The following is a 14,792-nucleotide window of genomic DNA, read 5'->3' as shown; positions in this document are numbered from 1 at the left end:
CCGCCTGATCGGCTGCTCAGCTACTGAGCACATGTGTGTGGGCCTGGATTGGGCCGTGGGGACTTAAGGGGATACCATGAGTGTAGCCAGCAATGGCAAGGTCGCGCTGATAACGGGCGTGACCGGTCAGGACGGGGCGTACCTGTCCGAACTTCTGCTTTCCAAGGGCTACACGGTGCACGGCGTGAAGCGCCGCTCCTCGTCCTTCAATACCGGCCGTATCGAGAACCTGTACCAGGATCCTCACGAGAAGGATCAGCGGTTCATTCTCCACTACGGCGACCTGACCGACAGCACGAACCTGATCCGGATCGTGCAGCAGACCCAGCCGGACGAAATCTACAACCTCGCGGCCCAGAGCCACGTGGCGGTCAGCTTCGAGACCCCGGAATACACCAGCAATGCCGACGGCACGGGTACGCTGCGCCTGCTTGAGGCCATCCGCATTCTCGGCCTGGAAAAGAAGACCAAGTTCTATCAGGCCTCGACCTCGGAGCTTTACGGCCTGGTGCAGGAAGTGCCCCAGAGCGAAAAGACCCCGTTCTACCCGCGCAGCCCCTACGCCGCCGCCAAGCTCTATGCTTATTGGATCGTGGTGAACTATCGCGAGGCCTACGGCATCCACGCCAGCAACGGCATCCTGTTCAACCACGAAAGCCCGCTGCGCGGCGAAACCTTCGTGACCCGCAAGATCACTCGCGCGGTCTCGGCCATCAAGCAGGGCTATCAGGACAAGCTCTATCTCGGCAACCTCGACGCCAAGCGCGACTGGGGCCACGCCCGCGAATACGTCCGCGGCATGTGGTTGATGCTGCAGCAGGAAGTCGCTGACGACTACGTTCTCGCAACCGGCGAGACGACCCTCGTTCGCGACTTCGTGACGAAGGCCTTCTCCGAGACCGGCGTAACCATCAACTGGTCGGGCACGGGCGTCGAAGAAAAGGGCACCTGCGCCGAAACCGGCAAGGTGCTCGTCGAGGTCGACCCGCGCTACTTCCGCCCGACCGAAGTTGAGTTGCTGATCGGCGATCCGACCAAGGCCAAGGAAAAGCTCGGCTGGGTCCACGACACCAAGTGGGAGCAGCTCTGCGCCGAGATGGTCGCCGCCGACATGATCAATGTCGCTCGGGAGCAACGTCGCAATGCCGAATGAGGTGATCTTTCCGCTTGCCGGGAAGCGCGTCTGGGTGGCCGGCCATCGCGGGATGGTCGGCTCCGCCATCGTGCGGCGGCTGGCTTCAGAAGGCTGCGAAGTGATCACGGCTGGACGCGAGGTCGTCGATCTCAAGCGTCAGGACCAGGTCCAGGCCTGGATGGCAAAGGAAAAGCCGGACGCCATCTTCCTGGCGGCGGCGAAGGTCGGCGGCATTCTGGCCAACGACAGCTTTCCGGCCGACTTCCTCTATGACAACCTGATGATCGAGGCCAACATTATCGAGGCCGCGCACCGCGAGGGTGTGGCCAAGTTGCTGTTCCTCGGTTCGTCCTGCATCTATCCGAAGTTCGCCGAGCAACCGATCCGCGAGGACTCACTACTAACGGGCGCGCTTGAGCCAACCAATGAATGGTACGCGATCGCCAAAATCGCGGGCATCAAGCTGGCGCAAGCCTATCGCAAGCAGCACGGCAGCGACTTCATCAGCGCCATGCCGACCAACCTGTATGGCCCCGGCGACAACTTCGACCTGAACACTAGCCACGTCCTCCCAGCCCTAATCCGAAAGGCGCACGAGGCAATGATCGCGGGCGTGGACCACATAACCATCTGGGGCACAGGGACACCTCGGCGCGAATTCCTGCACGCTGACGATTGTGCGGATGCGTGTGTCTTCCTGATGCAGCGCTACTCGGATTTCGAACACGTCAACGTTGGTTCGGGCGAAGATGTAGCAATAATCGATTTGGCCAGACTCATTTGCGAGGTAGTCGGTTTTGATGGGGACATCCGCACCGACACCACAAAGCCCGATGGCACGCTTCGTAAGCTGATGAGTGGCGACAAACTGCGCGGAATGAATTGGCACCCATGCGTTGAATTGCGGAGGGGCATATCTGAAGTTTATCGAGAGTTTTCACTCGCGTGAAGCTGATGCGCCTCAGATTTAGCCCTCTGGGCGTAGTGCACACTAACATCGCTCTGTTGGTGAGTGCTTTCGCCGTCGGCCAAGGAACGATGTTCTGCGTCCAGACATATTTATTGTCGGAAGGTAATGCAGCATTTCTAGGAACTGCTGGGGTTGCCTACTACACCGCCGTTTTAGTGTATTTGATTGCGGACTGGGGCGGGGTGCTGACCCTTACTCGCATCGCTGCAAGTACGCCTGAAACCGATCCAGATTCGACCATTTCTCAAGCTTACTGGTCTCTCAGCTTAGTCAGGCTAGGCCTAACCGCAATTGCAATCCTAGCTCTTGCCATCACGGCCTCTAAAATTCGGTTTGGATTTGAGCTCGCATTCGCAGCTACCGCGTCGGCTGGACTGCCGGCGCACGCATTCAACGCGAACGGCGTCTTAGATGGGCGTCGCCGAAGCGGCATTGCGGGCGTCTTAGCAACCCTTCCAGTTCTCCTTTTTGCTGGAACACTGGCACCCGCAGCTAAACTATCACCGCCAATCGCGGGCTGTCTACTTGGCGGAAGCTATTCGATTGGCGTTATACTTTCCACGATTATCCAGATCGTCATAATTCGACGCAACGGAGTCAAAATAGAAGGCATTGCATTCAACTCCCACATCGCCCTCAAGAGTTTTTACTCTGGAACCACATACCTAGCCGCAATTATGCCTGGCCAGCTCTTCTTCCGAGGTCAACTGTGGCTCGCTCATCACTTCCTAGGCCCGTCGGGGACGGGCATTTTGGTATACGCAAAGCAACTACTAAACGCGGCAATGCAACTGCTCCAATTCGTTCGTCGCGCTGAATTCCCGCAACTTGTGGCCGCAGTCACTAGCGGAATTGACCTGAGGGCAGCCACATACGCTGCGCAAAAAACAGGTCTGGTTCTTTCGATATTGGCCTGCGTGGCCATTGTAGTTTTTGCGTGGGGCTTGTCGCATATAGTTGAAGGAACGGGGGCGGCTACCTACCTAATCGCCGCCTTCGCGCCTATCGTTGTGACGGGAAACGTGTATCTCGGCTTGCAGCAAGGCTATGCAGCCGCCGATCGACTATTGATGACCGTTCCAGTGACCTGGACGTACGTCTGCATATCTCTCGTCCTAACTTTCTTCCTTTTGAAACCACTTTCACAATACGCCTTTCCCCTTGCCGAAGGCATCAGCCAGATACTAGCTGCTGGCGCGCTGCTGGCTATGATGCGACGGGCGCCGCGCCTCACTAGGCAGCTCCAAGAAGTAGATGGGAAGCCCCACTCGGGCAATTTCAAATGACCCTTGCGCTTATTGTTACGCTCACCGGCATCATTGTCATGTTTACGTACGGGATTGGACCGCGCCGCCCCGGACTAGCATTGATTGCTTTCTTCCTAGGTGCGTCACATCTGTGCCCCATTCTCTTTGCTTGGATAGCAAATTATACTCCCGGCATGACCACGGCCCGCGCCTACGATCAATCAACACTCTCCGCCCTAAACATCGCCGCCGTATCTACTCTTGCCCTCGCATTTGGGTATGGCGCCGCAAAGTCCACACTTCCGAGCAACCCCGGAACCAAAACGCTAGAACCTTCGCAAGAACTGCGCGCCTCATACTTGGCGCCCTTTCCAGGAACGGTGCAAGTAGTTCACTTGATTAGCACCGTTCTGGTCTCAGCCTTAATCATACTTCAACCACTCGGAGCTCTTGGTTTCGCCAAGATGGCGATGACCCGGGTTCCAGTCGAAGGATTTATTTATTCGATAATATATGTTTCCGCTTGCGTAAATGCATTGACCTGTTGCGCTTTGATGATTGTGAGAATGCGCATGGGGAAGTCGGTTCCTTGGTTTTCAATCATACTTTCGACACTTATATTCTTCGCTCTCGGAGGACGCGTTCAACTCGCCATCACTGCGCTCGGTTACATTCTTGCGTACTCCGCGCATAGGCATGTTAGCACGACCTCTCTGGTTGTGCTGGGCATCGCGCTTGTTGTCCTTTTCAACGTGACTTTACTTATACGGCTTACGCTGCAGGGAGGCCAAGGGCTTAGCTACGGGGACATGCTGCTTATGAACGTTGCGCAAGGCTCAGCGATTGAAGGTTACGTATTCGCCGAACGCTTCGTCAGAGAAATGGGCCACAAGCCGCTCCTCTATATAGATAGCCTCCGAATACTAACGCCAAGATTTCTCGATCCAGACAAGCCAGAGCAGCTTGCTCGGATGATGCGCTTAATGGTGTCACGCGACAGACTCGGCGGCCTCACCAACGGCGTGTTTGGAGAGCTATATGTCATCGGCGGTTACTATGTCGTGGCTATCGGCAGCTTTGCTTACGGGGCGCTACTGAGCCTACTTGATTGGGCTTATCAGCGAGCAAGATCGCTGCCTTACCTTACGGCAGCACTTGTTTTCATAATGGTTCCGATCCTGACCCTCTACGTCACCCGCGGCGGTCTTGACGTCGCCATCTTCCGTATAGCGACCGTTCTAGTATCAGTTGTCCTCGGCGCAGCGCTGCTGAGACTTCTGCACTCAACCAGCATCAAGGCGCGAACCGCCGCCGGGCCAGGGCGATTGGATAGGCCGTTGGGTGCCGAGGTACGCAAATGACGGAGCGAATGCATCGGGAGGACATCCAAGGCCTACGCGGGATCGCGGTCCTCAGTGTCGTCATCTATCATGCAGCAAGCGGCGAAATACTTGCGGGTGGTTTTCTTGGGGTCGACATATTTTTCGTACTATCAGGGTTCTTGATCACTAAAATCATTCTCAGCGAACTCAACCGCGGCACCTACTCGATATCAAAATTTTACGAGCGCCGAGCGCGTCGTTTAATGCCGGCATTGTCGATTATATTGCTCTCGGTCCTCATCGCTGGCTTTTTTGCTCTCAGTCCACCAACATACGTTAAGGCTGCGCAAAGTGTGGCTGCCACTCTGCTATTTTCGTCAAACATGTTGTTTATGTTTGGGTCCGGTTACTTTGATGACGTTTCACACTTAAAGCCACTCCTCCACACATGGTCACTTTCGGTGGAGGAGCAATTCTACCTAGTCTACCCGCTAATGTTGGCGTTTTTGTTTCGCGTACAGAAAAGCTTACTTCTACCCGCTATACTTACCTGCCTAGCGCTCTCGTTTCTTATCCAGCTAATACTTCTACGCTACTATCCTTCGGCAGCGTTTTTTTTCGCGCCGGCGCGCGCCTATGAACTCCTCACTGGAGCTGTGATCGCCGTTTGCAAGCCATCAAGCGAAATCATATCGCCCAAATTTCGCGGCGCACTTTCGACTTCGGCCGTGGCAGCAATTGCGCTTTTCTTGCTCCTCCTTAAGTCAAACAGCTCATTTCCAGGCCTGCCGGCCTTGATTGTATCCGGCCTGACGGCCACCACACTTTGGTGTCAGGCGCCCAACGGAAGCCTTGCGGGTAGGATGCTATCTTGGCGCCCGCTCACATGGTTTGGCGACATCTCATATTCCCTATATCTTTGGCATTGGCCGCTTTTGGTCTTCGGTAGGCACTGGGCGCTTGGGGAGCTCAATCTATTAACATCATCGCTATTGATGTTGGTCGCAACAGGAATTTCCTGGATCTCCTATCGATATATTGAACGGCCATTTATTCGAAAATCACCTGCTGTTACCATACCTGTGTTTAAATACACGGCGGTTGGCATAGCTGTAATTTTGACGGCTGCGACATGTGTCATCTTGACCAATGGATTCAGCGCGAAACTTGGCGAGCAATCACGTTCACTTTTGAGCGCCCGCGATGACTACCATCCAATGAGATCCCGCTGCCATGCGGACGGGGCCGTGATGCTTACGGCTCAATCTGCATGCGTGTTTGGCGACCGCTCGCATCCAGCGGACATTGCGGTATGGGGAGACAGTCATGCCGCAGAGTTTTCCTTCGAGCTTGGCGAAGTAGCGGGGCAAAGCTCCCATTCCGTAGTTCAATTCTCTGCGTCGGCGTGCCCGCCTGCCATCGGCTATGTGTCATCGCGACGACCACACTGTCGACAGCGGAACGATAACATCGCTAAGATTTTAGCCTCCATGCCGGACATTCATGTGGTCTACCTTGTAATGAATTTCACCGGTTATGCGACGTCAGATAGTCGTAGCATTTTAGCTGGGTTCGAAAAATCAGTGAAGTATTTGCTGGCAAATGGAAAGCAGGTGGTAGTAATCGCACCTATACCTATAATGCCCTATGATGCCCCTTCCGCTATGCAACTTCTCAATGATCGGGGCTCAGATTTCCGAGACTGGGGTGTTCTTCGTAGTGATTTCGACGCCGCTAACGAGCCTTACTTGGATCTTATCGCTAAGTTAAAAGGTCTAAATCATGTTAAAGTGATTGACTCAAGCGCTATACTTTGTAGCGACATAAAGTGTCCGGCATATATGCCGGAGGTCGGCGTACTATATTTTAATGCAGATCACCTTAGCCTTAAAGGCGCCCGGCTGGTGGCTCGGGTGGCTATGAGCGGAACAGACCCAAACTTTGCCGCCCCGCCGCAGGCGGCCAGCATAGTGAAGGCGCATTGAGCGATGGGAATTTATCAACAACCTTGTTCAGGTACAGAGGGGGCGGCCACATGGCCGGCCGAACAGGCGCGATTATTGAGCGGCGACTCCCCCGCCAGATTGAGCATCATTTACGCGGGGCGAGTAGCGGGGCTGAGCTACAAGTTGGCAGTGCTGCGGTCGTTGATCCGGAGTCGCTCAGGGAGCGCGACAGCTCCCCCCTTAAACTGCAAGCGTGGGGCCGCGCGGATCCTCAAACTGTACCTGCCGAAAGGATACTCCCGGTGACAAGCTTGGAAGCGCTTACTGGAATGCGTGGGGCTTTATGGACTCAGTGGGCCCTCGACAGCGAGGCAGCAGTGGAGGGGCGACCTGCACGTTTAACGACCGTAGCAAAACCCTCCAGCGACCAGCGTGGGGCGGAACTCTGTGATGCATAACACCTCGAAAATGCCTCCATTAAAGCTGCTCCACATTATTCGATCCGTTAATCCCGTTGGTGGCGGCCCGATTGAAGGCATTCTTAGACAAGCGGAGGTGACTGCATCGCAGGTTACTCGCGAGATTTTATGTCTCGACCCGAGCGATGCGGAACACCTGAGCAACTTTCCGTTGCGAGTCCATGCGCTCGGCAGCAAGGCGCAGCGCCATGGTTTTTTGAAGCGATATGGCTATGCGCCGGAGTTTGTTCCCTGGCTCCAGCGGCATTCAAAGAACTATGACGCAATTATCGTAAACGGATTATGGAACTACGCTAGCTTCGGTGCTTCAAGAGTTCTCCCGAATTCAGACACGCCTTACTTTGTCTTTCCTCATGGGATGATGGATCCCTGGTTCAAACGGTCCTATCCACTTAAGCATTTTGGGAAGCAAGTTTCCTGGCTTATTGGAGAGGGACGTCTCTTGGCCAAGGCGCAACGCGTACTTTTTACAAGCGAAGAGGAAAAGATATCAGCTCGTAGCGTGTTTCTTTGCCACCCCTATAAGGAGGAGGTCGTACCTTACGGAACTGCGCGCCCTCAAGAAGGGGAAAATCTATCTCTGAAACCCCTTTCACATTTCATTCCGACGCTTCGCGATCGCCCTTACATCCTATTCATGAGTCGCATCCACCCCAAGAAGGGCTGCGACCTATTGGTCAAAGCTTTCGCCAAGATCGTTACTCAGGATCCTGATCTGCAGCTCGTGGTAGCGGGTCCTGATGAAAGTGGATCGGTAGCTGGCTTGCAGCAGCTCGCCAAAGACCTCGGGGTTGGTGAAAGAATTCATTGGCCAGGAATGCTCCAGGGAGCAGAAAAGCTAAGTGCGCTTCATGGTGCCAGCGCGTTTATTTTACCGTCGCATCAAGAGAATTTCGGAATCGTCGTCGCGGAAAGCCTAGCGTGCGCGGTCCCCGTATTGATCAGCAATAAAGTTAATATTTGGCGTGAGGTACAGGCTGCTGAAGCGGGATTTGTCGCCAATGACACGCTGCAAGGCGTGGAGGAACTTCTTCACAAGTGGACCTCGCTAGAAGCGCGCGACCGTGAGAGGTTATCAAAGAACGCTTCTAGCCTCTTTCTTAGTAAGTTCGATGTGAAGACTACGGGTCCCGGATTAGTCGAGCGGATGAAGACTTGGATATGAAGGTCTCAATGTCGAAAGGTAGGGTAAGTAGGTCGTTCACTGAGGTGGGGGGCGACATTCTCAATGCGGAGGACACGCGCCCTTCGGAAGGCGGGCCCAGCTTCCCCATTCGGCACCGAGCATATAGAGCGTTGTGGCAAATCGTGTGGAGTGTCTCTGGACGTTGGACGCCAGTGCCCTTTCATGCTTGGAGGCGGTTCCTTTTGCGTTCATTCGGCGCGAGAATAGATCGAAAAGCAAAGGTCTACCCCGGCGTCGATGTCTGGTACCCAGCAAATCTTGAGATGGGTCCTTTTTCGACTATGGGAGCTGGCGTCACTTGCTATTGCATGGCACCGATTACGCTAATGCCGCACGCTTTGGTCTCGCAGCGAGCTCACTTATGCGCAGGTACGCATGATATAGACGACCCGCATTTTCAATTGCAGGCCCGTCCGATAACGATTGAATCTTGGGCTTGGATTGCTGCAGAAGCTTTTGTCGGCCCTGGTGTTGTTGTCGGCGAAGGATCTGTATTGGGCGCACGTGGCGTAGCTGCTAAGAGTCTTGATCCGTGGACTGTTTATGCCGGCAATCCTGCCCGGATTATTAGGCAGCGAACGATCAGATCGAAATCCGTTGGGGCTGACGCCCCGTTAGAACCTTGAGCGGGGCGAGTATGTCTAAGAGAATTTTGGTCACCGGAGGCGCAGGCTTTGTGGGTTCGCACCTGTGCGAACGGCTCCTCGAGAGGGGCAATGAAGTATTGTGCGTGGATAATTATTATACAGGAAGCCGTCGCAACGTAGCTCACCTACTAAGCAATCCAGCTTTTGAACTTATGCGTCACGACGTTACATTTCCACTGTTTGCAGAGGTTGACGAAATCTATAATTTGGCCTGCCCTGCCTCCCCCGTGCACTATCAATACGACCCAGTTCAAACAACGAAGACTAGCGTGCATGGCGCGATTAATATGCTTGGCTTAGCCAAAAGGCGTAAAGCCAAAATTTTTCAAGCTTCCACTAGCGAAGTTTATGGCGATCCCTCTGTTCACCCCCAGCCGGAGGAGTATTGGGGGAATGTTAACCCCATCGGCATCCGATCGTGCTATGATGAGGGAAAGCGATGTGCAGAAACTCTGTTCTTTGATTATCATCGGCAGCACGGGTTGCAGATCAAAGTCGCGCGCATATTCAATACTTACGGGCCGCGTATGCACCCGAACGACGGTCGAGTGGTGTCGAATTTTATAGTTCAGGCCCTAAAAGGCGATGATATCACATTGTATGGAGATGGTGATCAGACCCGATCATTTTGCTTCGTAGATGATTTGGTTGAGGGCTTCCTAAGATTGATGGCCACGGACGACTCGGTCACTGGGCCGATAAATCTAGGAAATCCTGGGGAGTTTACCATGAAGGCGCTGGCACAAAAGGTGGTCGAGCTCACAGGATCTAAATCCAAGCTCGTTCATCGGCCATTACCTGCTGACGATCCCCGGCAACGGAAACCGGACATTACAAAAGCCAAGGCACTACTGAGCTGGGAACCAACGGTCGCTTTGGATGAGGGTCTCTCGAAGACTATCTCGTACTTCGACGAGCTGTTGAAGAGCCGAGCAGACTAAGTCGGGCTCACGCTGCGTAGTTCTGGGCTACGCAGCGGCTGCCTGGGGTTATTCAGTGAAGACTGATCTTCCCCCGAGAAAGTGGACGGGGTTAAGCCGCTCTGCGTTCCATCTCGGCTGGGCTGATATAGCCCAGAGCCGAATGCAGGCGACGTGAATTGTAGAAGCCCTCGATATAGCCGAACAGATCGCGCCGGGCCTCGGCGCGGGTGGCGTAGATCCGATGATGGACCCGTTCTGTCTTGAGGGTGTGGAGCCACAGGCCGGCGAAGCCAACAAGCTTTCCATTGGCGCGTTGTCCCAGCAGTCGCCCTTGCGGCTCATGGACGGGGTGATCCCTGACCGGGCCAGGGCTGAACGGTAGGTCTCGGCCGCCTTGAATGCCGCGATCGGAGTGATGAACATGCCCTGGCGCGGGTTTTTGGCGCTCGATGGCCATGGTCAGGGCGTCCAAGGCGATCTGGGGCTTCTACGGCGCGCTAAAACTGAATATCCCTCAATGGAAGTTCTTGTTCGAGACGCTCGAGACCGGTACCCATCCGGTGAGTACTGCGGTCAGCGAGATACGCGCGGCTTGCGAGCCCAACTTCCGACGAGGCGTTGGATTGCGTCGTATCGATCCGTGGTGGGGTCTGCGATCGGATTGAACCTCGTCCCGAGGATGTCGAGGGCGTCGAGATGGCTCTCGTGAGCGGGGTCAGTGTAGGCTTGGACGAGATCGGCGTAGCCGAACGGCCCGCCGCAGTCTTCCGGCGGACATGGCCCCTTGGCGTAGGCCAGGAACGTCGCGTCGAGGCCGGCTGGAAGGGTCTCGAACCGATCGAGCTTGACCGTGTGGCTCCAACCATCTCCGAAGTCGTAGAGGTAGGTGAACCGCTTGGCGCCTGTCTGGGCCAGCGCCTGTTCCACCTGGTCAGCAAGCTTTACGAGCGCACCTCGGTGATCATCACCACCAACCTGACCTTCGGAGAATGGCCCACGGTCTTCGGCGACGCCAAGATGACCACGGCGCTGCTCGACCGCCTGACCCACCACTGCGACATCGTCGAGACCGGCAACGACAGCTGGCGGCTCAGGAACCGCGCCTGACCGGCACGCCCCGCTTCATCCACAACTTGTTCAACCTCCCCCCAGACCCCCCTCCGGGCAGCTGATCGATCAGTGGCTCACCCCGCGGCGATGCTCTGCGCTGGCTGAGAGCTACGCGCATCGCCGCTCGAACTCGGAAAGGGGGTCCCCATTTGGCGCCGATAGGGGGGCCCGATTGCGTGCCGTTTGACAGCGTTGTTGCTGAGGCAGACGCGACCGTCGTCCTGGAAGCGGGTGAACGAAGGCCAGCGGCGCTTCAGATAGTTGATTGCCTTGACGATGTGATGGCTGCTGGTGAGCTGCTGGCGGGTCTCGTCCATCCAGGCTTCCAACTCGGCGATGATCGGGGCGCTTTGCTGGCGGCGGACGGCCAGGCGCTCGTCTGGGCTCGCGCCATTGATCTGCCGCTCGACGGCGAACAGGGCGTCGATCAGGCGCACCGCCTCCAGGGCCTTGGGGTAGACAGCCTTGGGCTTCTCGCCTCGGGCCTTCTTGCGTTCGGCGGTCTCGATGGTACCCCTCCGCCGTGGGCCGCCTTGCTGAGGGGGAGCCTAGCCGGGATGCTGCGCTCGTAAGGAGACCTTATGAGCGCTCATAGCTGTGCAGCATGGCCCATGTGACGTTGATCTCGGGCCCCGAGCGGCGTCGGCGGTGGAGCGTGAGCGAACAGCGCGAGATCCTGATGGCCGCGTTCTCGCCTGGCGCCGTGGTGGCCGACGTGGCGCGGAAGTACGAGGTGGCGACCAGCCTGATCTATAAGTGGCAGCTCAACGACGATGGCTGGATCCAGGCTCCCAGCCGGACCAGGGGCCGCGCCACTATCGACGACAACCGCCGGGACAAAGCCGCTCTCGTCCCGCGCGGCCAAGACGTTGCGCCGCCAAGTGTAGAGCAAGCCCGTCGAAATCTCATGGCGTCGCGCGACCTCGGCCACGACGGCGCTACCCCCGAACGCCTCGTCCAGAATCGCCAGCTTCTGCTCATCGGTCCACGTCCGGCGGCGCTCGCCGGTCAACAACGTGATCTGGCTCATCCAGCGCTCTTACGCCCGCTCATACGACCGGCCATATGACCAGACTTAAGAGCCAAGCATCGCCAACCACCTCAGGCCGACAAGGCGGCCCTCACCGGAGGGATACCGAGACCGCAGGCCTGCTGGCGACCATACTCAGCAACTGCACCGAGCCGGATGGAACGCCGATCTACGGTGAGCTGCCGCCCAACGTGCCGCGTCAAGCCGTCGCTGACACTTGGCGCGTGATCCCTGACGTCGTTATCGCCATCAAGATCGCATGCGCCACTCGGCGCGCGCTCAGCGAAGATCTGGCCTTCGCAAAATAAGCCAGGGCTCATACCGCCGTGGGGTTCTCGCGCCGGTTACGTTGTGGCTCAGGCAGATACGATTAGTTTCGACGGAGTGCGTGAAGCCGCTCAGCGCTTGAGCATGTAGTTGAGAGCTCGTGGTGGGTTGTGCCAACCTGGGGGGCGCTGCTCGCGAGTCCGAATCTCCATCTCGGCGACCAAGAGGCGCTCCGCCAGGGGCCGCCCTGCATGCTAGCCGTTAACCCACCGCTCGATCTCGATTAGCCGTCAATCCGCTGGTCCAAGAACGGGCGATCGGCGAGACTACCGCTGGCAACCTGCCGCGAGCGGTACCCCTCCAGTGAGGTCAGCCCTCACCAGAGGGGAAGCTTTCACGTATGCCTAACTGGCGAGAGCTTTACTCAGGACAACCTACGCTCGTATATTTTTGCATCAACCAAAAGCCTAAACCACAAACCTTGTAGGCTGTGATAAATAAACCCCCGCACACCATCAAGCATGCCGAGCTTTAAAACATATCTGTAAATGAAGTATGCGATCGCCCGCCAGAACAACGGGGCCCGATAGTATAGTCCCTTATAGTATCTCTTCTTTTGTATTTCAGATCCTTGGAGGTCAGGAACGATTTGCGGACCGGAGGCGGCCGCGCTTTCGATCTCCTCGCTTTCCATATCTGACCAGCGGTTATGCCGTCGCGTCCACTCAGCCAAGGTGTCTTCTTGATGATCCAGCATAAAGCCCTTCAGCAGAGTGACCTCTCCAGTGCACAGGAAGTGCTGATCGTAAAGTCGGTCTTCGCAGCGCCCAAAGCCCGCTCGAAATAGCCGACAATGCCAAGTCTTGTTGATGCCGCCAAAGCGCAAGACCTTCCCCATGAAGACGATCTTCCGGCCAATCAGGAAACCGTCAAATTTGGATGCCCGCAGATCGATTTTGGAAATGAGCGATCTAAGGTCCGGCTCCAGTTCTTCGTCGGCGTCAACGTGAAGCTGCCAGGGAGCTTCGATCGGGAGGTTGTCGATCGCCCAGTTGCGCTGGTCTGAATAGTTCAGGAACGGTCGCTGCACGATCTTGCAGCCATACGCCTCACAGATCTCTAGGGTGCGATCTGTACTAAACGAGTCCACCACATGGATCTCGTCCGACAGCGCCTTCACCGAACGTAGAGTGCGGGCAATGGATTTTTCGGAATTGAAGGTCAGCAATACGACCGCAATGTCTTTGGATCCGGTCATGCGATTTTCCCGCCAGGCTTTGCAGTTAGGTCTTTGATCTCAATCTCGAAGGCGTCGATGATGGCGCTCTTCCGCCATCGCGTTTCGGCGCGTTCCCGTGCGACCAACCCCAGCTTCCGGCGCCGGTCACCATCAGACGCCAAGGTCAGTATGGCCGTGGCCATGCTGTCGGCATCGGGCTGAACGACCATGCCGCAGCCCTCGACTTCCGAGGCCAACGCCGTGCCAGGCATAGCCATTGCGACCACAGGGCGGCCGGAAGCTAGCATGCCGGCCAGCTTGGACGGCAAGACCAAGTCAGCCGCCTCCGGCCTCTGGGGCAGGAGATGGATATCAGCGGTGCCGAGAAGTTCCGGGAGACGATCGAGCGGCTGGAGCGGCAGGAAACGAACGTTGTCTAGGCCTACGCAAGAGGCTTCCAGATCCGCTCTTCCCGGTCCGGCCCCGCAAAGCAGTAGGGTTACAGGCGCGTTTGCTTTCTTGAGCTGAACCGCCACCTCGGCAAGAGCCTCCAGCCCTTGCTTGCCGGCCATATTGCCCGAATAGAGCGCCACAACTCGCGCTGGATCGAGCCCGAGCGTTCGCCGAAAATCAGTATTGGAACTTGGGAATACGCGGGTGGTGTCGACATCGACCCAGTTGCGCAGCTCAATGGCGCGTTCCACACCTTTGTCGCCCAGCAATCGAACCATGGCTGGCGAAATGCTAGAAACCCGATCGAAGCCACCAAATATAAGCCGTTCGAAATTCAGTGCTATTCGCCGCGCCAGAGGCCCTTTTAGAAGGCCTAGATCAAAAGCCGCGTCGACTTCGAAATCCTGAACGTGCAACCAACTGACGGCCTTTGCCGACGCTGCAGCTGCAAGCGCGGCGCCGGTCGAGGTTAGGGCGGGCGCAATGGAGAAGACGAGGTCAGGCCGAAACCTTCGCGCCACTGCAATGGCGGTCGGCAAGGCGCTGAGGCCGAACGACGCCAAGTGGAGCAATCGTTTTACACCCGATGGTCGCGCGGGAATGTAGAGCGGAGCCCGGTGTACGATAACACCACCAATTGCCTCCTTGCTCCACCGCGCACCTGAATACCCATCGCCGATAACCCAGTCGGGATAGTAGGGCGGAGCGGTCACGACCTCCACTTGATGGCCGCGCGCCACAAGGGCTTCAGCCAATTCTGTCGTGTACTTCGCGCACCCCACCAGATCCGGCGCATAATTCAAAGCGACGATCAGAACGCGCAAAGCTCTTGTCGACGCGCCTCTCGAGACCGGGGCC

At 56.6% G+C, this 14,792-nt stretch carries 11 protein-coding genes and 4 pseudogenes; 9 read left to right on the top strand and 6 right to left on the bottom strand.

The features are described from left to right. Positions 1–76: 76 nt before the first annotated feature. The 7 genes from gmd (at position 77) to ACW18B_RS10830 (ending at position 9,873) form a co-directional block, all read left to right on the top strand. Positions 77–1,153, top strand: coding sequence for a GDP-mannose 4,6-dehydratase (gene gmd / locus ACW18B_RS10860; protein ID WP_492047056.1), 1,077 nt, complete (start codon positions 77–79; stop codon positions 1,151–1,153). Next, positions 1,119–2,084: a GDP-L-fucose synthase gene (fcl, locus tag ACW18B_RS10855; protein WP_492047054.1), complete on the top strand. Its 966-nt coding sequence runs from the start codon at positions 1,119–1,121 to the stop codon at positions 2,082–2,084. Before gmd ends, fcl begins: the two co-directional genes overlap by 35 nt. After that, positions 2,081–3,391, top strand: a complete 1,311-nt coding sequence (locus ACW18B_RS10850) for a lipopolysaccharide biosynthesis protein (RefSeq protein ID WP_492047053.1) — start codon at positions 2,081–2,083, stop codon at positions 3,389–3,391. The genes fcl and ACW18B_RS10850 overlap by 4 nt, the downstream gene beginning before the upstream one ends. Continuing rightward, the gene (locus tag ACW18B_RS10845; RefSeq protein ID WP_492047052.1) at positions 3,388–4,713 is read left to right on the top strand and encodes a hypothetical protein; all 1,326 of its coding nucleotides are present in this window, start codon (positions 3,388–3,390) and stop codon (positions 4,711–4,713) included. Before ACW18B_RS10850 ends, ACW18B_RS10845 begins: the two co-directional genes overlap by 4 nt. Further along, positions 4,710–6,659 (top strand): acyltransferase family protein, encoded by a 1,950-nt coding sequence (locus tag ACW18B_RS10840; protein WP_492047051.1) that lies wholly within the window; start codon positions 4,710–4,712, stop codon positions 6,657–6,659. The genes ACW18B_RS10845 and ACW18B_RS10840 overlap by 4 nt, the downstream gene beginning before the upstream one ends. Before the next feature lie 411 nt (positions 6,660–7,070). Continuing rightward, the gene (locus ACW18B_RS10835; RefSeq protein WP_492047050.1) at positions 7,071–8,264 is read left to right on the top strand and encodes a glycosyltransferase; all 1,194 of its coding nucleotides are present in this window, start codon (positions 7,071–7,073) and stop codon (positions 8,262–8,264) included. Between the two features lie 658 nt (positions 8,265–8,922). Further along, positions 8,923–9,873, top strand: coding sequence for a UDP-glucuronic acid decarboxylase family protein (locus ACW18B_RS10830; RefSeq protein WP_492047049.1), 951 nt, complete (start codon positions 8,923–8,925; stop codon positions 9,871–9,873). Between the two features lie 91 nt (positions 9,874–9,964). Here ACW18B_RS10830 and ACW18B_RS10825 read toward each other — a convergent pair. Together ACW18B_RS10825 and ACW18B_RS10820 are read right to left on the bottom strand one after the other, a co-directional pair. Next, positions 9,965–10,336: pseudogene (locus ACW18B_RS10825) on the bottom strand (DDE-type integrase/transposase/recombinase); the annotation flags it as partial. Positions 10,337–10,428: 92 nt separating this feature from the next. Continuing rightward, complete coding sequence (locus tag ACW18B_RS10820; protein WP_492047048.1) at positions 10,429–10,782, bottom strand: plasmid pRiA4b ORF-3 family protein; 354 nt, start codon at positions 10,780–10,782, stop codon at positions 10,429–10,431. Here ACW18B_RS10820 and ACW18B_RS10815 point away from each other — a divergent pair. Next, positions 10,762–10,962, top strand: a pseudogene (locus tag ACW18B_RS10815) (ATP-binding protein); the annotation flags it as partial. The gene ACW18B_RS10820 and the pseudogene ACW18B_RS10815 sit on opposite strands and share 21 nt — an antisense overlap. A 77-nt stretch (positions 10,963–11,039) precedes the next feature. Here ACW18B_RS10815 and ACW18B_RS10810 read toward each other — a convergent pair. After that, the gene (locus ACW18B_RS10810; RefSeq protein WP_492051682.1) at positions 11,040–11,474 is read right to left on the bottom strand and encodes an IS66 family transposase; all 435 of its coding nucleotides are present in this window, start codon (positions 11,472–11,474) and stop codon (positions 11,040–11,042) included. Positions 11,475–11,569: 95 nt separating this feature from the next. On the opposite strand from ACW18B_RS10810, the pseudogene ACW18B_RS10805 reads away from it, so the two are divergent. Further along, positions 11,570–11,788, top strand: a pseudogene (locus tag ACW18B_RS10805) (transposase); the annotation flags it as partial. Positions 11,789–11,869: 81 nt separating this feature from the next. Here ACW18B_RS10805 and ACW18B_RS10800 read toward each other — a convergent pair. The 3 genes and pseudogenes from ACW18B_RS10800 to ACW18B_RS10790 all read right to left on the bottom strand — a co-directional run. Next, a pseudogene (locus ACW18B_RS10800) lies at positions 11,870–11,995 on the bottom strand (transposase); the annotation flags it as partial. Positions 11,996–12,686: 691 nt separating this feature from the next. Continuing rightward, positions 12,687–13,520 (bottom strand): glycosyltransferase family 2 protein, encoded by an 834-nt coding sequence (locus ACW18B_RS10795; RefSeq protein ID WP_492047047.1) that lies wholly within the window; start codon positions 13,518–13,520, stop codon positions 12,687–12,689. Then, positions 13,517–14,758: a WcaI family glycosyltransferase gene (locus ACW18B_RS10790; RefSeq protein ID WP_492047046.1), complete on the bottom strand. Its 1,242-nt coding sequence runs from the start codon at positions 14,756–14,758 to the stop codon at positions 13,517–13,519. Before ACW18B_RS10790 ends, ACW18B_RS10795 begins: the two co-directional genes overlap by 4 nt. Positions 14,759–14,792: the final 34 nt, after the last annotated feature.

This window comes from Caulobacter sp. FV2ps19 (genome assembly GCF_058681035.1).
This window is presented reverse-complemented; position numbering and strand designations above follow the sequence as displayed.